Genomic DNA, 18,453 nt, shown 5'->3' with positions numbered 1-18,453 from the left:
GTTCATGGCTGCAGCCGTCGTGGAACGGCGTCAATCGCCGCGCAATGCCGCCGCATCCCACAGCCGTGCCTGCCAGCGCCGACGCTCGCGCACGCCCGGGCCGTGCCGGTCCAGCCAGACCGTGATCGCGCCGCTGTCAGCGGTGTTCAGCACTTCCGCACCGGCTTCGCGCCAGCGCTCCACCACTTGCGGCCGTGGATGACCGAAGCGGTTGGCATAGCCGGCCGAGACGATCGCCACCTTCGCTTGCGTCGCAGCGACGAAGGCCGGATCGGAAGACCCGCCGCTGCCATGGTGCGGGGCCAGCACCACGTCGGCACGCAGGTCGCGTGCAGCACGGCGGACCAGCTCGCGTTCGATCACGCCGCCGATGTCGCCAGTCAGCAACGCCGCACCATGGGCAGATTCCACCCGCAACACGCAGCTGGCTTCGTTCTTCAGATATGGAAAATGCGGCGTGGGATGCAGGAAACGGAATTTCACGCCGCTCCATTCCCAGACCTGTCCGACTGCGCAGGCGTGTCGCGCCGGCACCGGCGACCCTGCCGGTGTCAGGCTGTCCAGCACCGGCATGCCCCGTTGCACAGCCTGGAAGCCGCCGGCGTGATCGTTGTCGCCGTGGCTGACCACGACGCGATCCAGCCTCGCCACGCCCAACGCATGCAGCGTGGGCAACACCGCGCGCTCCCCGGCATCGAAACCATCGGGCACCGCCGGGCCGGTGTCGTACAGCAAGGCATGGTCATGGGTGCGAACCAGCACCGACAGGCCCTGCCCCACGTCGATCACCGTCAGCTGCACCGCACCGGGCTCCGGGAGGTCGCGGTCCGGCCACAGCATCGGCAACCACAGCATCGCGGCCAGCGCCTTGCCCGGCACGCCGCGCGGCAGCAACAGCCAGAACGCCCCCAGCAGCGCCAACGGCAACGCATACCACGCGGGCTCCGACATCCAGTAAAGGGCGAAACGGCTGCGGGCCATGGCGGAGAAAACCTGCCAGCTTGGTTCGAAGCATGCGGCCGCCAGCTTCCACGCCCAATCGCCCCAACCCGCGTGCAGCACGTCCAGGCCGGTGCCGAACAATGAAAGCGGCACCACCACCAGGCTCCACCACGGAATCGCGCCCAGATTCGCCAGCGGACCGACCAGCGAAGCCTGGCCGAACAACACCACGGTCAGCGGCAACAGGCCCAGCGTCGCCACGCCTTGCGCGGACAGGAACTCGCGCCACAGCGACCGCGTGCGTTCGCCCGGCAGGCACCAGACCAGCCAGGCGACGCCGCCGAAGCTGAGCCAGAAGCCCGCCGCCAGAACCGATAGCGGATCGCAAACCAGCACCGCGATCAACGAAAGCGCAAGCGCATCCAGCGCGCGCAACGGCCGTCGCCCACAACGCGCCACCACCACCACGGCAATCATCAGGCCGGTGCGCAGCGTCGGCAGCGCGAATCCAGTTACCGCCGCATAACCCGCCGCGCCCACGAAGGCGGATACGGCTGCCACCTGCGGCCGCGGCATCCGCCGGGCGAACACGGGAAACAATCGCCACAACCCTGCACCGAGCAGCGCGCAGAAGCCGGCGACCAGGCCGACATGGAAGCCGGAAATCGCGATCAGATGGGTCAGCCCGGCGGCGCGCAGCACCTGCCAATCGGCGTCGTCGAGGAAGCGCGTATCGCCCAGCGCCAGCGCACGAACGAAGCGCGACGAGGCAGCGGGCGTGCCCTTGGCGATGCGCGCGGATTCGCTTTCGCGCCAGGCCTGCAAGCCGGAGGGTGGCGCGAGCTGTCGCGCGGTTTCCGCATCGACCAAATACCCGGTCGCGGCGATGCGCTGGGCCAAGGCATAACGTTCGCTGTCGAAACCGCCGGGATTGCGCAACCCGCGCGGCGCGCGCAGGCGTACGTTGAAGCGCCAGCGCGCGCCGGCCCGCAGTTGCGTGCGCGGACCCAGCTCGACGGCGTCGTAGTCGTCGTACCACGCCAGCTGCAGGCGCTTGCCGCGCAGTTCCGGCAACTGGTTCTGGCTATCATCGACGCGGAACTGGAAACGCGTGCGGCGCGGCTCGCTCTGCGGCAGGTCGACGATGCGCCCGCTGATGGCGAGTTCCCGCTTCTCCAGCCGCGCCGGCAATTGCGTCGAAAGCACCCAGCCAGCATGCAGTCCCGCCCAGCCGAAACCTACCAGGGCCAAGCCCAACCAGCGCAATCCTGGCTTGCGCAGGGCCAGCGCCGCCCCGGCAGCCATGCACACCGCCCGCACGGGCCACGGCGCCAACGTCGGCAACCACAGGCATGCCACGACCCCGGCCAGCAATCCGGCCGACGCCGCAATGCCGAACCACGGCACGCGAGCGGACATGTCGTGACGCATGCGAAACATCGTTCGGCCTCCCTGCCTGACGACGCCATGATCCGCGTCCGGCGTTGCCCTGCCATCGGCGCACGCCGCCCCGATCGGTAGGGATAATCCGACCCGCTCGCCTCGACGCGCCGGAACCGTGCATCGGGCAAGGTCTTGGCACGATCCGTTTGCTATAAAGGCCCCCTCATCCGGGGAGCACCACCATGAGCCGTCGAACCTACACCCTGCCCTTGCTGGCCCTGCTGGGCCTGTCCTTTGCCGCCGGCGCCGACACCTTGCTGATCGACCGGACCAAGGAATTGCCGGCCGGTTCCGTGCCGGTGCGCGGGCAAACAGCCGCGCAGGTCGAATCCCGCTTCGGCGCCCCGCAGCAGAAGCTGGAACCGCGCGGCGGCCAGAAGCGCCAGTGGCCGACGATCAACCGCTGGGTCTATCCGACTTTCACCGTGTACTTCGAGAAGAACAAGGTGATCGACGTGGTGGCCAACCAGGCCAGCGCGGATGAGGTCGGGCCGAAGCCGCCGATCAGGTAGCACTTCACAAACAAGCAAGGATGCGAAATGAATGACCCTTACAACAACAACCCGTTTGCGAACAATCCGTATGCCCCGCCGCAGACCGCGGCTGACGCGACGGTTCGGCGCAGCACGCCGGACCCGATTGCGCGACTAGATGTTTCCGAATTCTGGAAAGAGAGATTCCGACTGATCGAGAAGGCAGGAGGACCGGACCTTCCCTTGATCCGCAATTTGCCATCCGCCGAACGGATGAAAATCGGATTCAACTGGCTCGCCTACCTGCTTGCCGTTCTGTTCGGCCCGATTCATTACTTCGTCAAGGGATTGTGGCGGCAAGGATTGGTGTATCTCGGCATTACCATCCTGGTTCTGATGTTGTTGGCCGCGATCGGCATCAACCCGCGCGCTGCCGTCGCCATAGGCATGGCCGCGATCTACGCCTCGCGCATCAACGTCGGCTATTACAGAAAAATCGTTCTGGGGAATGCGCCCTGGCTGTGAAGATTCCGGGGCTGACGCGCTTGGCTTAGACTGCCGACCTTCCCCCAAAACAAAGATTCTCATGAGCCCCGCCTACCGTTTCCCCGCGGAATGGGAACCCCAATCCGCGATCCTGATCGCATGGCCGCACGCCGATACCGACTGGGCCGAGCGGCTGGGCGAGGTCGAGGAAACCTACGTCGCCCTAGTCGCCGCGATCACTCGCTTCCAGCGCGCGATCGTCTGCGTGGCCGACGACGACCTGCAGACCTATGCCGAAGCGCGACTGCGCTCGGCCCGCATCGACATGGACCGGGTCCGCTTCATTTCGAACGTCGAGTACGACGACACCTGGCTGCGCGATTCCGGCCCGATCAGCCTGCGCCACGACGGTCGCTTCAAGCTGCTCGACTTCCGCTTCACCGGCTGGGGCGGCAAGTTCGAAGCCAGTCGCGACGACCGTCTGGTAGGCGAACTGTCCGGGATGAACCTGTTTCACAACTATTTCGTGCAAAGCATTGATTTTGCTTTGGAAGGTGGCGCCATCGAAACCGATGGCTCGGGCAGCCTGCTGACCACCTGGCACTGCCTGCATGAACGCCATCCCGGCGCCAGCCGCGAAGAACTGACCGAAAAGCTGGCCGGCTGGCTGCAGCAGGACCGGGTGCTGTGGCTGGACCACGGCTATCTGGAAGGCGACGACACCGACGCCCACATCGACACCCTCGCCCGCTTCGCCCCGGACGACGCCATCGTGTTCCAGGCCTGCGACGACCCGGCCGATTCGCACCACGCCGAACTGCAGGCGATGGCCGACGACATCGCCGCGCTGCGCACCGCCGACGGTCGGCCGTACCGATTGTTCCCGCTGCCATGGGCGCAGCCCATCCTCGACAATGGTCGACGCCTGGCCGCCTCTTACGCCAACTTCCTGATCGTCAACGGCGCCGTGCTGATGCCCGCCTACGGCGATCCGGCCGATGCCAGGGCCGCCGCGGTGCTGGGCGAAGCCTTTCCCGGCCGCGAGATCGTGCAGGTTCCCTGCCGACCCCTGATCTGGCAGAACGGCAGCCTGCACTGCATCACCATGCAGTTGCCGGAAGGCCTGGTCTAGGCGACACCGCCATGCCGCGTTACATCGCCTTGCTGCGGGGCGTCAGCCCGATGAACGCGAAGATGCCGGAGCTGAAGCGCTGCTTCGAGGACGCCGGCTTCGGCAATGTCAGAACCCTGCTGTCGAGCGGCAACGTCGCCTTCGATTCGCCGAAGCGCTCCGAGCTGTCGCTCGCCCGCAAGATCGAAGCGGCGATGGCGCAGTCGCTGGACCGCAGCTTCTGGACCGTGGTGCGGCCTGCAAGCCATTTGCAGGCGCTGATCGAGGCCGATCCCTTCGCGTCCCTGCACCTGCCCGAGAAAGCGAAAAAGGTCGTGACCTTCCTGCGCGAACCGCCCACGGCCCGGCTCGCCCTTCCGATGGAAAAGAACGGCGCGCGCATCCTGGCGATGCGCGGGCTGGAAATCCTCACCGCGTACACCCCGCAACCGGGCAATCCCGCCTTCATGGCCCTGCTGGAGCGCACTTTCGGTGGCGAAATCACCACCCGCACCTGGGACACGGTCAGGAAGTGCGCGGCTGCCTGAGACGGCCAGCGAATACAATGCGCGGATGAAGACCAAGACCCTGCCCGTCGCCCTGGTCCAGGAAAAGAACCACGGCGATGCCGAGGCCAACCTGGCCGTGATCGAAACCCGCGTGGCCGAGGCCGCGAAGCGCGGCGCCAAGCTGGTGCTGTTGCAGGAGCTGCACAACGGCGCCTACTTCTGCCAGCATGAGTCGGTCGGCGAATTCGACCTGGCCGAACCGATTCCCGGCCCCAGCACCGAACGCCTCGGCAAGCTGGCCAGACAGCACGGCGTGGTGCTGGTCAGTTCGCTGTTCGAACGCCGCGCCGCCGGGCTGTACCACAACACCGCGGTGGTGTTCGACGCCGATGGCTCCACCGCCGGCAAGTACCGCAAGATGCATATCCCGGACGACCCGGGCTTCTACGAGAAGTTCTACTTCACCCCGGGCGATCTCGGCTTCCAGCCGATCGACACCTCGGTCGGCCGCCTCGGCGTGCTGGTGTGCTGGGACCAGTGGTATCCGGAAGCCGCGCGCCTGATGGCGCTGGCCGGTGCGGAGATGCTGCTGTACCCGACCGCGATCGGCTGGGATCCTTCGGACGAACAGCCCGAGAAGAACCGCCAGCGCGACGCCTGGGTGCTGAGCCACCGCGGTCATGCCGTCGCCAATGGCCTGCCGGTGCTGTCGTGCAACCGCGTCGGCCACGAGGCTTCGCCGCTCGACGCGGCCGGCATCGATTTCTGGGGCAACAGCCATGTGCTGGGACCGCAGGGCGAGTTCGTCGCCGAAGCCGGTGGCGAGCCGACGATCCTGATGGCCGAGGTCGACATGCAGCGCAGCGAACACGTGCGCCGGATCTGGCCGTTCCTGCGCGACCGCCGCATCGATGCCTACGACGGCCTGCTCAAGCGCTACATCGATTGATCGTTCGATGAACCTAGTCGTCCGCGACGCCACCGAAGCCGACATTCACGCCATCGCCGCGATCTACGCGGTCGAGGTGCGCGACTTCGTCAATACCTACGAATACGACGTGCCGGACGCAGCGGAAATGCTGCGGCGGATGCGCGCCGTGCTGGCGGGTGGCTACCCGTACCTGACGGCCGAGTTGGACGGCGAAGTCGTCGGCTATGCCTATGCCAGCGGGTTCCGCTCGCGTGCCGCCTACCACTGGGTGGTGGAGAACTCGGTTTATGTCGCCGCAGGCATGCAGGGACGCGGCATCGGCGCTGCGTTGCTGGAAAAGCTGATCGCCGAATGCGAGGCGCGCGATTTCCGCCAGATGATCGCGGTGATCGGCGAGCCGACCAACACCGCGTCGATCCGCCTGCACGAGCGCTTCGGCTTCCGCCATATCGGCACCTTCCCCGGCATCGCCTGGAAACAGCAGCGCTGGCTGGACACGGTGTTCATGCAACGGGCGCTCGGCGAGGGCACCGATACGGGTCCCAGCCCGGGCTGAGCCCGCCGGCTTGCAAAATACGAACGGTCGTGCTTTTATGCCGGCATGTCACCAGCTACCGCCAGCGCCCCCGCTTCCCGTCGTGCCGCGTCGAAAGGCGCAGCGACGCGCGATGCCATCCTTGCGCGGGCTTACCTGCTGGCCTGCGTGCAAGGCCTGGACGGCCTGACCATCGGCGGATTGGCCGAACAGGTCGGCATGTCGAAGAGCGGCGTGTTCGCCCACTTCGGTTCGCGCGAAGACTTGCAACTGGCCACGCTGGATACCGCCGGCGAACGTTTCATCCAGCACGTGCTGGTGCCGGCACTGAAGGCGCCGCGCGGGCTGCAGCGCCTGCGTGCGATCGTGGCCAACTGGTTCGACTGGGTGCGCCATAGCGACGACGGCGGCTGCCTGTTCCTGGCCGCGGCCAGCGAGTTCGACGACCGCCCCGGTCCGGTGCGCGATCGCCTGCTACGCCATGAAGCCGACTGGCGCGACCAGTTGGCGCGTGCGGCGCAACTGGCCATCGACAATGGCGAACTCGCGGCCGACACCGAGCCGGCGCAATTGGCCTTCGAACTCTACGGGCTGGCCCTGGCCCTGCACCACGATGCCGGCCTCACCGGCTATGCCGCCGCCGCCGAACGCAGCCAGCGGGCGTTCGAACGCCTGATCCGCAGCTACTCCCCCACCGCCTGAACCCACGTCGAGGTTGTCGCCATGGAATTCGTACACTCCAAAAATAGCACGACCGTTCGTATCGAAGAATCGTCCATCCTCGAAGCACCACCATCACCATCCAAGGCGCGAACACCGGCCGATTCATGGCTGAAAGCGGACTGGCGGCTGGCGACCATTCATTCGGGCATGAAGGCCTTGAGCCGGCTCAGCCCATCGCTGGCCGCGCGGGTGGTCGACCGCCTGTGGTTCTCAGCACCGCGCACGCAGCCGAGTGCGGAAGCCCGCGAGCGGTTGCAAGCGGGTACGCGCCTGCACCATCGCGTGCACGGGCGCGAAGTCGTCGCCTGGAGCTGGGGCGAAGGACCGACCATCCTGCTGGTGCATGGCTGGGGTGGCCACGCCGGGCAACTGCACGCCTTCGTCGAACCATTGCTGGCCGCCGGCTACCGGGTCGTCGCGTTCGACGCGCCGGCGCATGGCGCTTCGGCGCCGAGCCGCTTGGGCGGCAGGCGGGTGACCTTCTTCGAGATCGCGGAGGCCATGCGCACGGTCGCCGCCGACGCCGGCCCGCTGGCGGGAGCGATCGCCCATTCCGGCGGTTGCGCGGTGATGGCGCTGGCAATGCGCGAAGGCTGGTCCGCGCCGGCGAAGCTCGCCTTCGTGTCGCCGTTCGCGCAGCCATCCGCTGCGTTCGCGCCGTTCGGTCGCAGCATCGGCGCCAGCGACGAGGCCATGACGCGTTTCGTGCGCATGGTCGAAGCGCGGTTCCAGCGGCCGTGGAGCGATTTCGACATCACCGGCCTGCCGCCGTTGCGCGCGGTGCCGCCCTTGCTGCTGGTGCATGACCGCGGCGACCGCGAGGTGGCTTTCGCGCATAGCGAAGCCATCGCGCGAACCTGGCCGGACGCGCGCCTGCTGCCGACCCAGGGCCTCGGCCACCGCAAGCTGCTGCGCGAGCCGGGTGTGGTCGAACAGGTCGCCAATTTTTTCGGCCCGGCACCAAAGACCACTGCGCCGGTCGTCGTGCCCGCCGACGCCCGGAACGAACTCGATCGCTATTTCGAAGGCGCCTGCTGATCGAAAACCGGGGCGGCCAGCCTGAACCGCCGCCCCGCGGGTCGCTTCCGTTGCCGGCGCGGAGGCCCTACCCTAGCCGCCCCGCCCGCTTCCCCGACGACGGCGCTTATCGGCGCCGTCGGCATATCCGGCGAAGCAACCGGCGCCGCCTCGAGAAATCCGCTTGCAAACCCCGCTTTCCACCGAACCGACGCCCTGGCAACAGCAACCGCACAAGGTCGTCGAACGCGACGGCGTGCGCTACACCCTGCTCGGCACCGCGCACGTCTCCAAGGCCAGCATCGACGCGGTGCGCGAAGCCGTCGCCAGCGGCGCCTTCGATACCGTCGCCGTGGAGCTGGATGAAGGCCGCCTGCAGGCGCTGACCGACCCCGACGCGCTGGCCCGGCTCGACCTGATCAAGGTGATCCGCGAAGGCAAGACCGCGATGTTCGCCGCCAACCTCGCCCTGGCCGCTTACCAGCGCCGGTTGGCCGAACAACTCGGCGTCGAACCGGGCGCGGAACTGAAAGCCGCCGCGCTGGACGCACGCGAACGCGGCCTGTCGCTGCGCCTGATCGACCGCGAAGTCGGCCTGACCTTCCGCCGCGTGCGCGCCAGGCTGGGCTGGTGGACGCGGGCCAAGCTCGGCGCCGGCATCATGATGGCGATGTTCGCCGACGAGGAAGTCGCCGACGACGAAATCGAAAAGCTCAAGCAGGGCGACCTGCTGGAATCGAGCTTCGGCGAATTCGCCAGCGGCAGCCCGGCGTTGTTCGAAACGGTGATCGCCGAGCGCGACCGCTACATGGCCGCGAAGCTGCGCGAACTGCCCGGCAGCGGCGCGCGCGAGGTGCTGGCGGTGGTCGGCGCAGGACACCTTTCGGGCATGGCCCGGCACCTGGCCGAAGACGGCGACGCGCCGCAGCAAGTGCAGCGCGAGCTGGAAACGGTGAAACAGAAATCGCGCGTGCCGTGGATGGAACTGATCATCGGCACGTTCGTCATCGGCGGCTTCGCCTGGGGCTTCTGGAAAGGCGGCATCGATGTCGGCGCGGACCTGATCGTGCAATGGGTGCTGGCCACCGGCCTGCTCGGCGCGCTGGGTTGCGCCATCGCCGGCGGCCATCCGCTGAGCATCCTCGCCGCCTTCATCGCCTCGCCGCTCACCCCACTGCACCCGGCATTGGCTTCGGGCACGGTCAGCGCCTTCGTCGAAGCGACCGTGCGAAAACCGACCTACGCGGACTTCCTGGCCCTGCGCGACGACGTGCAAAGCGTGCGCGGCTGGTATCGCAACCGCGTGGCGCGCGTGCTGCTGAACTTCTTCCTGACCAGCCTGGGCACCGCCATCGGCGTGTGGACCGGCGGACTGCGCATGCTGGGCAAGCTGATCTGAAGCATTACCCCGACCTACGGAACTGGTCTGAGCGCTGCTTCTAACCAGCGCGTGGCCAGCGCCACGCCAACCATGCGATCACCGCGCACAGCATGATTTCGATGCCGCTGTAGGCCAGGTAGAACCACCATGCGCCGGGCATCGTCATCGCCACGAAGACCGCATAGAACAGTGCGAGCCCGATGTTGAACCAGCGCGCGAGCCGCGTTGGCAACGCCAGCGACATGAACACCATCAGTCCGGGCACCACCAGCAACAGCGCGACGAACAGCAGCGAACCCTGGCTGGCCGGACCCATCGGACCTGCGCCGTCCAGTATGTGCTGGAGTTTCCCGGGCTTGTAGAGCCCGAAATAATCGCCGTAGAGGTAACAGAAGGTCAGGCTGGCCCACAGCGCGGACAGCTTCACCCGCAATGGCAGCGGCGGATCGAGCAGTGCGCGCGAAGGACGGGCGGTCGTCTGCATCGGGAGCTCTCAGGACAATGAGGATTGCGGCGCACCGCCGCGGCCGACGCGCGCTCCGAATGCCAGCAGCCACAAACAGCTGCCGATTTCGCCCAAGGCTGCGGGCATGCGCACGTAGCCCATCAGCGCGGAATCCGCGACGCGCGGCACCAGCCCGCCGAATACCTGCGCGACATATCCCGCGCCGCCCAGCACCAGCAGCAGGCCCAGCACGCGCGGTATCCGGCCGGAGCGCAACACCAGCCAGCCGAACGGCAGCAGCCACAATCCCCAGAACAGGCTGGCGATGCGCAGGCCGTGGCCATAACGCTGCAGGCACAGCGCGAACGCGGCATTCGCCGAGTCGGCGGCATTGGCACCGGCGGTTTCCAGCAGCGACAAGGCTTCCATCCGGTGCGTCACCGCCACCAGGCCGATCGGCACGCTGACCGCGGCCAGCGCCACCATCAACGTGGCGGCGCCTCGGTTCACGTCGGCAAACACCCGATACAGCGCGAACGGCAGCAGCAGGAAGGCGACCTGCATCGCCAGGAACGCCGCGATGCCCGCACGGAACAGGCCCGCGTGCGCGGCAGCCTCGGCGATCATGCCGCCCGACTGCGACGGCACGTAGGCCAGGCAGAACATGCCGGTCAGCACCACCACGAGATACAGGGCGCCGGCCACGCGTCCGTCGCGCCGCAAACCGAGGGTGGCGTTCCCGTTCATGCCGTGGCCTGCGCCTCACGCCGCTGCGCACGGGTCATCCGCGCCCTGCCCATCAGGCGCTTCGTACCGATGCGCAGGTCGTCCAGGATCGCGTAGATGGTCGGCAGGAACAGCAGGCTGACCACGGTCGAGAACGCCAGGCCACCGGCGATGGCGCGGGCCATCGGGTAGTACGGCGGCATGCCGTCCGCGGTCTTGGTCGACAACGCGATCGGGATCATCGCCAGGATCGCCGTGCCCATGGTCATCATGATCGGGCGCAGGCGTTCCTTGCTGCCTTCGACCAATGCCTGGGTGCGCGGCAAGCCTCGCCGTCGCAGGTTGTTGATGTGCTCGATCATCACGATGCCGTTGTTCACCACCACGCCCATCAGCACCAGGATGCCGATCACCGCCATGATGTTCATCTCGGTGCCGGTGATCCAGAACAGCCAGTACACGCCGAAGATCGAGAACAGCACGCAGGACATGATCGCCAGCGGGAACAGCAGCGATTCGAACACCGCCGCCATGATCACCAGCATCAGCACCAGCGCGATCATGATCGCCCGCTGCATTTGCGCCATGCCGTCGAAGTTGATGTTGAAGCCGCCGCCTTCGAAGGTATAGCCGTAGCCCGGCGGGAACTGCATGCCGTTCAAGGTGGATTCGATGGCCTTGCGCGCGTCCTGCATCGACACGTCCTTGGCCAGGCTTGCTTCCACCTTCAGCATGGTCTGCCGGCTCTGGCGCTGGATCGAGGTCGCGGCCGGATTGACCCCGACGTCGACCATCGCCAGCAGCGGCACCTCGCTGCCGTTGGGCGCGCGCACCATGAAGGTCGACAGGTCCTCGACGCCGTAGTTCTCGGAGCCGGCGAAACGCACGTTGACCGGGATTTCGATCTCCCCGCGGTGGAAGTCGCGCAGCGAAGAGCCGCGCAACGCCATGCTGACGTACTGCGCCACCTGCTGCGCACTGAAGCCGTAGGCGGCCGCGCGTTCGCGGTTCACCCGCACCGCCAGCTCGGTATTGGCGTCGCCGGTATCCACGCGCACGTCGCGCAGCTTCGGATTGCGCGCCAGCATCGGCACCACGTCCTCGGCCAGTTCCTGCAGGGTCTGCGACGAATCGCCGATCAGGCTGAAACTGATGCCCTGGCCGTTGGGGTCGTCCATGCCCGGCCAGCCGATGCCGATCTTGGCGCGCGCCGATTGCGGCAGGCCCTTGCGCACGTCCTCCTGGATCTTCTTGCTCAGCTCCGGATCCTCGATGTCGAGGAACAACCGGGTCTGCGCCCAGCCGGTTTCGCTGTAGCGGCTGTACACGCGCTCGATGTGGAACGGCTTGCGGTTGGCGTTGACGAAGGCTTCGACCCGCGCCACTTCCTTGCCCATTTCCTCCTTGGAATAGGCGCCCTTCCACTGGTAGAAGATGTTGATCTCGCTGGGGTCGTTGTCGTCGCCGCCGCCCTGGGTATGGGTCATCGGCCAGAAACTGGCCGCGGTGATGAGCAGGATGCCGGCCACGCTCCAGCCGCGGTGTTCCAGGGTCCAGCGCAGGGCGCGCGCGTAGCGCTGCTGCAGCCGGGTGATGAACGGCGACTTCAGCGCCGGCGGGGTCTTCATCCGCGCCGATAGCATCGGGATCAGGCTGATCGCGACCAGCCAAGAGGCCAGCAGCGAGAACGAAATCGTCACCGCCAGCTGCGACAGGTAGATGGTGATGATGTTCTTCTCGCCGAACATCATCGGCAGGAACACCACGCAGTGGCACAGCGTGCCCGCGGACAGCGCGATGGCCACGTGGCGGGTGCCGACGATCGAAGCCAGCCACGGCTTGCCCGGGTACTTCTCGCGTTCCTGGTAGATGCTCTCGACCACCACCACCGCGTTGTCGACCAGCATGCCCACCGCCAGCAGCAGGCCCATCATCGAGATGATGTTCAGCGTGATGCCGGTGAAGTACATGAAGCCGAGGGTCATGATGAAGCAGATCGGGATGGCCAGGGTCACCATCAGCGTGGACGGCCAGTGGCGCAGGAACGCGTACAGCACGATCACCGACAGCAGCAGGCCGATGGCGCCCGCCTCGGCCAGCGCCAGCAGCGAGCTGGTCACCGCCTGGCCCTGGTCGTCGGTGACCTCGATGTTCACGCCCTGCATCGCCGGATCCTGCTCCAGCAGCTTCACTTCCTCGCGCACGGAGCGCGACAGGTCGACCAGGTTGGCCGCGCGTTCCTTGTAGATGTCCACGCCGACGCTGGGCTTGCCTTCCATGCGCCGCACGTAATCCATGCGCTGCGGCTTCAGGTCGACGTCGGCGACGTCGGACAGCCGCGTGCCGCGCTTGTCGATGCGCAGGTCGCGCAGCTGCTGCAACTGGGCCAGTTCGCCCTTGGGCTGCACCCGCAGGCGTTGCCCGGATTCGGTGATCTGGCCGGCGGACACGGAGAAATTCGCCGCCTGCAGCTGCTTCACCAGATCGTTCAAGGCCACGCCGTTCGCGGTCAGGCGATCCTTGTCCAACGCCACCAGCACTTCCTGCTGGGCCACGCCTTCCACCTCGACCCGGGCGACGCCCGGCAGGCGCTCCAGGCGCTGCTTGATGCTGCGTTCGATCAGGTCGGCGCGCGCGCTCAGGTCGATGTTGCTACTCAGGCGCAGGCTGATCGCCTCGCGGTCGCTGGTGCTCCAGCGGTAGACGAAGTAGCGGCGGAAATCGTCCGGCAACTGGTCGCGGATCGCGTCGATGCGCTCGCGCGCGTCGGACGCGGCGATGGCGATGTCCTTGTCCCAGTCGCTGAACCGCACCTGCACCGAGCCGCCCTCGGCGTTGGCGCGCGAGTTCATCGACTCGATGCCGGGCATCGTGGCCAGCGCCTCTTCCACCGGCCGCACGATGTTGCGTTCCACTTCTTCCGAGGTGGAACCCGCATACGGCAGTTGCACGAAGAAGAACGGAATCGTCGCCTCGGGTTCGGCCTCCAGCGGCAGGCGGAACGAGGCGATCAGGCCGATCACCACCATCGACACGAACAGCATGATGGTGGTGACGGGCCGGCGGATGGACAGCTCGGTGATGTTCATCCGGTCAGTCCTTTGCGGCGTCGCCGAGGGCATCGTGTTCGTGCGAGAGCACCTCGGCCACCTGGGCGGCGGCGTTGCGCGCGCGGCGGCCGCGTTCGGCGTAGAACTCGTCCGGCTTGCGGTCCAGCAGGTCGTAGACCACCGGGATCACCACCAGGGTGAGCAGGGTCGACACCAGCAGGCCGCCGATCACCGTGGTCGCCATCGGCGAACGCACTTCCGCGCCTTCGCCGAAGGCCAGCGCCAGCGGCAGGAAGCCGAACACCGCGCACAGCGTGGTCATCATGATCGGACGCAGGCGCGAGCGTGCGCCTTCGACCAGTGCCTCGCGCTTGGCCACGCCGTCCTCGCGCAGCTGGTTGACCTTGTCGATCAGGATGATCGCGTTCTTCACCACCAGGCCGACCAGCAGGATCAGGCCGATGAACACCACCACCGACACCGGCGCACGAGTCAGCAACAGGGCCAGCACCGCGCCGACCAGGGCCAGCGGGATGGTGAACAGGATGACGAACGGATGCAGCAGCGATTCGAACTGCGAGGCCATCACCAGGTAGACCAAGAACACCGCCAAGCCGAAGGCGAACAGCAGCGACTTGATCGAGTCGTCCAGTTCCTGGCCCTGGCCACCGATGCGCATGTCGATGTCGGTGCCCAGCGGATTGTCGGCGACCATCTTGCGCACTTCGCCGATCGCCGCACCCAGGTCGGTATCGCGCAGGTTGGCCGAGACGATGGCGACGCGGCGCTGGTCGGCGCGGTGGATCTCGCTGGGACCGGTAGTGGACACGATGTCGGCGACCGAACCCAGTTCCACCGGCGTGCCGGCAGTCGGGTTGACGATCAGGCGGCGGATGTCCTCGACCGAGGAACGTTCCGATTCCCGCACCCGCACCAGTACGTCGATCTTGCGGTCGCGGAAACTGTAGCGCGTGGCGACGTTGCCCTTGACCTTGTTGACCACCGCATCGGCGATCTGGCGCGTGGTCAGGCCGAGCGCGGCGGCGCGGTCCTGGTCGAACACGATCTGGATTTCCGGGAAACCCTGCTCCACCGTCGACTTCACGTCGGCGTAGTGCGGATTGGCGCGCAGCATGCCGGCCAGCTTGTTGCCGGCCACGCGGATCGTGTCCAGGTCGCTGCCTTCGATCTCGATCTCCAGCGGCGGCGACAACGAGAACAGCTCGGGGCGGGCGAAATCGACCTGCGCCGACGGATAGGCCTTCATCGTCTCGCGCAGCTTTTCGGTCAACTCGGTCTCGCGCGAGGTATCGCCCATCACCACGGTCAGCTTGCCGATGTTCTCGCCGCTCTCGGTCGGGCTGGCATCCAGGCGCGTGCCGGTGCCGGACACGCCGTACAACAGGCGTACGCCGTTTTCCTTGGCGTGCTTCTGCTGCACGTCGCGAATCAACGCATCGGTCTGCGCCAGCGGCGTGCCCGGCGGCAGCTTGGCGGTCATTTCGAAACGGTCCTGCGCCAGCTGCGGGATCAGGTCGGTGCCGAGCATCGGCAAGGCCAGCAGGGTCAGGATGAACGCCACGGCCGCCACGCCCAGCACCGGTGCGGGACGTTTCAGGGCCGCGGGCAGGATGCGCAGGTAGGCGCGTTCGGCGCGCGCGTACGGCGCCATCGCCAGGTCGCTGAACTTGCGCATGACCGGGCCGACCACGGCCACCAGGCCGCGCCAGATGCGCACGATGATCCACGCGATGCTGAAGAAGCCATAGCGGAACAACGCGCCCACGCCGCGGCCGGTGTATGCGGCCGGCTTCTGCCAGGTTTTGTTCGGCTGCCAGCGTCCACGCGGCGCTTCCTCGGGGAAACCCAGCGGCGGGCGGCCCTTCAGCGCACTCAGCATCGGGATCAGGGTCATCGCCACCACCAGCGACACCGCGATGGCGATCGCCACGGTCAGCGCCTGGTCGCGGAACAGCTGTCCGGCGATGCCCTGCACGAACACCAGCGGCAGGAATACCGCGATGGTGGTCAGGGTCGAAGCGACCACCGCCATGCTGACTTCGCGCGTGCCGGCGATGGCGGCTTCGAGGATGCCCAGCCCGCGCTCGCGCGCCTTGGCGATGCTTTCCAGCACGACGATCGAGTCGTCCACCACCAGGCCGGTGGCCAGCGCCAGGCCGCCCAGCGACATCACGTTCAACGACAGGCCCAACTGGCCCATGAAGAAGAACGTCGCGATGATCGACACCGGCAGCGAAAGCGAGATGACGAAGGTGCTCCAGCCATCGCGCAGGAACAGGAAGATGATCAGGATCGACAGGATGCCGCCGATCACCGCGTCGACCTTGACATCGTTGACCGCGTGACGGATGAACACCGACTGGTCCTCGACCTCGGTCAGCTCGATGTCCTTGGGCATCTTCTCGCGGATCAGCTTCAGCCGCGCTTCCAGCGCGTCCGCGGTGGCGACCGTGTTGGCGTCGCCTTCCTTGTAGATGGCCAGTTCCACCGCTTCGTGGCCGCCGCTGCGGATCACCGCCTCGCGTTCCTTGTAGCCCTGGCGCACGTCGGCCACGTCCTTCAGCCGCACCGGCGAAGTGCCGCTACCGGAACCGCCTCCCTGCAACGCGGCGATCACGTTCGGATCGCGGCTGCCGAGGATCGCGGTCATCAATTGGGCATTGGTGCCGGTCGCCGATGCGCTGCCCGAGCCGCTCGCCGTGGTCAGCAGCATCTCGCGCATCTGCTCGACCGTGGCGAACTGGTTGACCGTGCGCACCAGGTAGCGCTGCGAGCCTTCTTCCAGGCGGCCGCCGGACAGGTTGACGTTTTCCTGCTGCAGGCGCTGGATCACGCTGTCCAGCGACAGGCCCAGCTGGGCCAGCTTGCGCTGGTCGATGTCGACCTGCACCTCGTCCTCGAGGCCGCCGCCGACCTTGACCGCGGCCACGCCGTCGACCGGCTCCAGCTTGCGCTTCAGGTCTTCGTCGGCGTAGCGGCGCAGTTCCATCAGCCGGCGGATCGCTTCGGCTTCGCCGCCGCTATCCTGCTTCGACGACAGCGCCAGGCGCATGATCGGCTGGGTGGACGGATTGAAGCGCAACAGTACCGGCGGCTTGGCCTCCAGCGGCAGCTGCAGCGCCTCCATCTTGTCGCGCACGTCCAGGCCGGCCTGCTCCATGTTCGTGCCCCAGGCGAACTCGAGCACGACATCGCTCTGTCCGGTGCGCGAAATCGACTTCAGCTTGCGCAGGCCCTTGACCACGCCCAGCGCTTCTTCGGCCGGCTGCGAAATCAGGGTCTCGACTTCCGAAGGCGCGGCGCCTTCGTAGTCGGTACGCACGGTCAGGGTCGGATAGCTGAGGTCCGGCAGCAGTTCGACCTTGAGGCTGGACAGCGAAATCATGCCGAACAGCACCAGGGTCAGCGTCATCATCGCGATGGTGACGCGCCGGCGCGTGGCGAACTCGACCAGGTTGAAGCCGCCGCCCGAAGCGTCCGCGACCTCCCGCGAATCGTGCGGGCTCATTACTTCACCGCCTGCGCCGGGGTCGCGGCCTTGGCCTGCACCGGCTTCTTGTCTCCGATCACCTGCACCGCGCTGCCTTCGCGCAACGCGGCCTTGCCGGCGATGACCACGGCATCGCCCGGTTTCAGGCCTTCGCGCACTTCGACCAGGCCGGCGTCGTCATAGCCCAGCTTCAGGGTGGTGCGCACGGCCTTGTTGTCGCGGACCACGAATACGGCGGGTTCGCCGCCGTCTTCCAACAGCGCGGTGCGCGGCACCACCAGCGCATCGGCGCGCTGGTCGTAGTTGATGCTCAGGCGGCTGAACATGCCCGGCTGCAACTGGCCGTCGCCGGCGAAGGCGGCGACCACGCGGAAGGTGCCGGTGCCGGTGTCGACCACCGGCGACACGCGGTCGACCGTACCGGTGAAGCGCTGGCCCGGCAGCGCATCGGCGACCAGTTCCACCGCCTGCCCCGGCTTGATCTTGGCGATCTCGCGCTCGGGCACGTTGAGCGTGGCTTCCAGCCGGCTGCTGTCGACGATGCGGAAGATCGGCGAGTTGATCTGCACGAAGTTGCCCGCCTTGATGCTGCGCGAAGCGATCACGCCGGAAATCGGCGCGGTGACCGTGGTATAGGACAGCTCCAGCTTGGCCGAGTTGTATTGCGCGCGCGCATTGGCCAGGTTGAAGCGGATCTCGTCGAGGTCGTTGGCGCTGATCATCTGCTGGGTCACCAGCTTCTGCGCGCGGACGTAGTTGTTCTCCAGCTTCATCATCTGCGCCTCGGCCTGGCTGACCGCCAAGCGCGCGCGATCCGGATCCAGCCGCACCAGCGGCTGCCCGGCCTTCACCTGCTGGCCTTCTTCGACCAGCACCGCCAAGGCCACGCCGGAGGTCTTGGCCACGACCTGCGATTCGGCGCGCGGCTCCAGCGTGGAGGTGTTGGCATAGCTCGCCGCGATGGCGCGGCGTTCCGCCTTGGCGACTTCCACAGGGACGGCGTCGGCCCCCTTGTCCTTGCCGTCCTTGGCCATGGCCTCTCCGGGGCCACCCCCGCCCTTGCAGGCGGCCAGGGCGAAAGCGGTGGTCATCAGGAGGGCCGCCAGACGGAAGTTCGGGCGACGGGGGGAGTTGAGTGGGGACATCGGGCAAGGACCGTTGTATAGGTGT

At 67.1% G+C, this 18,453-nt stretch carries 15 protein-coding genes; 9 read left to right on the top strand and 6 right to left on the bottom strand.

Annotated features, from left to right (window positions below):
* Window positions 1-30: 30 nt before the first annotated feature.
* Entirely contained in the window at window positions 31-2,373 is a 2,343-nt protein-coding gene (locus J5837_RS12625; RefSeq protein ID WP_244755944.1) for a DNA internalization-related competence protein ComEC/Rec2, read from the bottom strand.
* Window positions 2,374-2,567: 194 nt separating this feature from the next.
* Here J5837_RS12625 and J5837_RS12620 point away from each other — a divergent pair, with 194 nt between their 5' ends.
* The 9 genes from J5837_RS12620 (at window position 2,568) to J5837_RS12580 (ending at window position 9,569) form a co-directional block, all read left to right on the top strand.
* Window positions 2,568-2,897, top strand: a complete 330-nt coding sequence (locus J5837_RS12620) for a hypothetical protein (RefSeq protein ID WP_210537131.1) — start codon at window positions 2,568-2,570, stop codon at window positions 2,895-2,897.
* Window positions 2,898-2,924: 27 nt separating this feature from the next.
* Window positions 2,925-3,383, top strand: coding sequence for a DUF2628 domain-containing protein (locus J5837_RS12615; RefSeq protein ID WP_210537130.1), 459 nt, complete (start codon window positions 2,925-2,927; stop codon window positions 3,381-3,383).
* Between the two features lie 61 nt (window positions 3,384-3,444).
* Window positions 3,445-4,476, top strand: coding sequence for an agmatine deiminase family protein (locus tag J5837_RS12610; RefSeq protein ID WP_210537129.1), 1,032 nt, complete (start codon window positions 3,445-3,447; stop codon window positions 4,474-4,476).
* 11 nt (window positions 4,477-4,487) lie between these two features.
* Entirely contained in the window at window positions 4,488-5,003 is a 516-nt protein-coding gene (locus J5837_RS12605) for a DUF1697 domain-containing protein (protein ID WP_210537128.1), read from the top strand.
* 25 nt (window positions 5,004-5,028) lie between these two features.
* Window positions 5,029-5,913, top strand: coding sequence for a carbon-nitrogen hydrolase (locus J5837_RS12600; RefSeq protein ID WP_210537127.1), 885 nt, complete (start codon window positions 5,029-5,031; stop codon window positions 5,911-5,913).
* Between the two features lie 7 nt (window positions 5,914-5,920).
* A complete protein-coding gene (locus J5837_RS12595; RefSeq protein ID WP_210537126.1) occupies window positions 5,921-6,451 on the top strand; it encodes a GNAT family N-acetyltransferase in 531 nt (176 codons plus the stop codon).
* Window positions 6,452-6,496: 45 nt separating this feature from the next.
* Window positions 6,497-7,132 (top strand): TetR/AcrR family transcriptional regulator, encoded by a 636-nt coding sequence (locus J5837_RS12590; protein ID WP_210537125.1) that lies wholly within the window; start codon window positions 6,497-6,499, stop codon window positions 7,130-7,132.
* A 168-nt stretch (window positions 7,133-7,300) separates the two neighbouring features.
* Window positions 7,301-8,191: an alpha/beta hydrolase gene (locus J5837_RS12585; RefSeq protein ID WP_210537124.1), complete on the top strand. Its 891-nt coding sequence runs from the start codon at window positions 7,301-7,303 to the stop codon at window positions 8,189-8,191.
* Window positions 8,192-8,354: 163 nt separating this feature from the next.
* A complete protein-coding gene (locus tag J5837_RS12580; protein WP_210537123.1) occupies window positions 8,355-9,569 on the top strand; it encodes a TraB/GumN family protein in 1,215 nt (404 codons plus the stop codon).
* A gap of 40 nt (window positions 9,570-9,609) precedes the next feature.
* Here J5837_RS12580 and J5837_RS12575 read toward each other — a convergent pair whose 3' ends face one another.
* Genes J5837_RS12575 through J5837_RS12555 form a run of 5 tightly spaced genes read right to left on the bottom strand, consistent with a single transcriptional unit; the run spans window position 9,610 to window position 18,428 of the window.
* Window positions 9,610-10,035 carry a DUF6326 family protein gene (locus J5837_RS12575; protein ID WP_210537122.1) on the bottom strand — a complete coding sequence of 142 codons (426 nt, stop codon included), beginning with the start codon at window positions 10,033-10,035 and terminating at the stop codon, window positions 9,610-9,612.
* A gap of 9 nt (window positions 10,036-10,044) precedes the next feature.
* Window positions 10,045-10,743, bottom strand: coding sequence for a DUF4386 domain-containing protein (locus J5837_RS12570; protein WP_210537121.1), 699 nt, complete (start codon window positions 10,741-10,743; stop codon window positions 10,045-10,047).
* Window positions 10,740-13,811, bottom strand: a complete 3,072-nt coding sequence (locus J5837_RS12565; protein WP_210537120.1) for an efflux RND transporter permease subunit — start codon at window positions 13,809-13,811, stop codon at window positions 10,740-10,742. Before J5837_RS12565 ends, J5837_RS12570 begins: the two co-directional genes overlap by 4 nt.
* Window positions 13,812-13,815: 4 nt before the next feature.
* The gene (locus tag J5837_RS12560; RefSeq protein ID WP_210537119.1) at window positions 13,816-17,301 is read right to left on the bottom strand and encodes an efflux RND transporter permease subunit; all 3,486 of its coding nucleotides are present in this window, start codon (window positions 17,299-17,301) and stop codon (window positions 13,816-13,818) included.
* Window positions 17,301-18,428 (bottom strand): efflux RND transporter periplasmic adaptor subunit, encoded by a 1,128-nt coding sequence (locus J5837_RS12555; protein WP_210537118.1) that lies wholly within the window; start codon window positions 18,426-18,428, stop codon window positions 17,301-17,303. Before J5837_RS12555 ends, J5837_RS12560 begins: the two co-directional genes overlap by 1 nt.
* Window positions 18,429-18,453 lie beyond the last annotated feature (25 nt).

The organism is Pseudoxanthomonas helianthi (genome assembly GCF_017939625.1).
In the GTDB taxonomy this organism is placed as follows: Bacteria; Pseudomonadota; Gammaproteobacteria; order Xanthomonadales; family Xanthomonadaceae; genus Pseudoxanthomonas_A; species Pseudoxanthomonas_A helianthi.
The sequence above is the reverse complement of the archived record's forward strand: the minus strand, read 5'-3'. Positions and strand labels throughout refer to the sequence as shown.

What these genes read in the sequence shown, in the direction of transcription:
- J5837_RS12625 (WP_244755944.1), bottom strand. Translation starts at nt 2,373, where the DNA reads ATGCGTCACGACATGTCCGCTCGCGTGCCGTGGTTCGGCATTGCGGCG.
- J5837_RS12620 (WP_210537131.1), top strand. Translation starts at nt 2,568, where the DNA reads ATGAGCCGTCGAACCTACACCCTGCCCTTGCTGGCCCTGCTGGGCCTG.
- J5837_RS12615 (WP_210537130.1), top strand. Translation starts at nt 2,925, where the DNA reads ATGAATGACCCTTACAACAACAACCCGTTTGCGAACAATCCGTATGCC.
- J5837_RS12610 (WP_210537129.1), top strand. Translation starts at nt 3,445, where the DNA reads ATGAGCCCCGCCTACCGTTTCCCCGCGGAATGGGAACCCCAATCCGCG.
- J5837_RS12605 (WP_210537128.1), top strand. Translation starts at nt 4,488, where the DNA reads ATGCCGCGTTACATCGCCTTGCTGCGGGGCGTCAGCCCGATGAACGCG.
- J5837_RS12600 (WP_210537127.1), top strand. Translation starts at nt 5,029, where the DNA reads ATGAAGACCAAGACCCTGCCCGTCGCCCTGGTCCAGGAAAAGAACCAC.
- J5837_RS12595 (WP_210537126.1), top strand. Translation starts at nt 5,921, where the DNA reads ATGAACCTAGTCGTCCGCGACGCCACCGAAGCCGACATTCACGCCATC.
- J5837_RS12590 (WP_210537125.1), top strand. Translation starts at nt 6,497, where the DNA reads ATGTCACCAGCTACCGCCAGCGCCCCCGCTTCCCGTCGTGCCGCGTCG.
- J5837_RS12585 (WP_210537124.1), top strand. Translation starts at nt 7,301, where the DNA reads ATGAAGGCCTTGAGCCGGCTCAGCCCATCGCTGGCCGCGCGGGTGGTC.
- J5837_RS12575 (WP_210537122.1), bottom strand. Translation starts at nt 10,035, where the DNA reads ATGCAGACGACCGCCCGTCCTTCGCGCGCACTGCTCGATCCGCCGCTG.
- J5837_RS12570 (WP_210537121.1), bottom strand. Translation starts at nt 10,743, where the DNA reads ATGAACGGGAACGCCACCCTCGGTTTGCGGCGCGACGGACGCGTGGCC.
- J5837_RS12565 (WP_210537120.1), bottom strand. Translation starts at nt 13,811, where the DNA reads ATGAACATCACCGAGCTGTCCATCCGCCGGCCCGTCACCACCATCATG.
- J5837_RS12560 (WP_210537119.1), bottom strand. Translation starts at nt 17,301, where the DNA reads ATGAGCCCGCACGATTCGCGGGAGGTCGCGGACGCTTCGGGCGGCGGC.
- J5837_RS12555 (WP_210537118.1), bottom strand. Translation starts at nt 18,428, where the DNA reads ATGTCCCCACTCAACTCCCCCCGTCGCCCGAACTTCCGTCTGGCGGCC.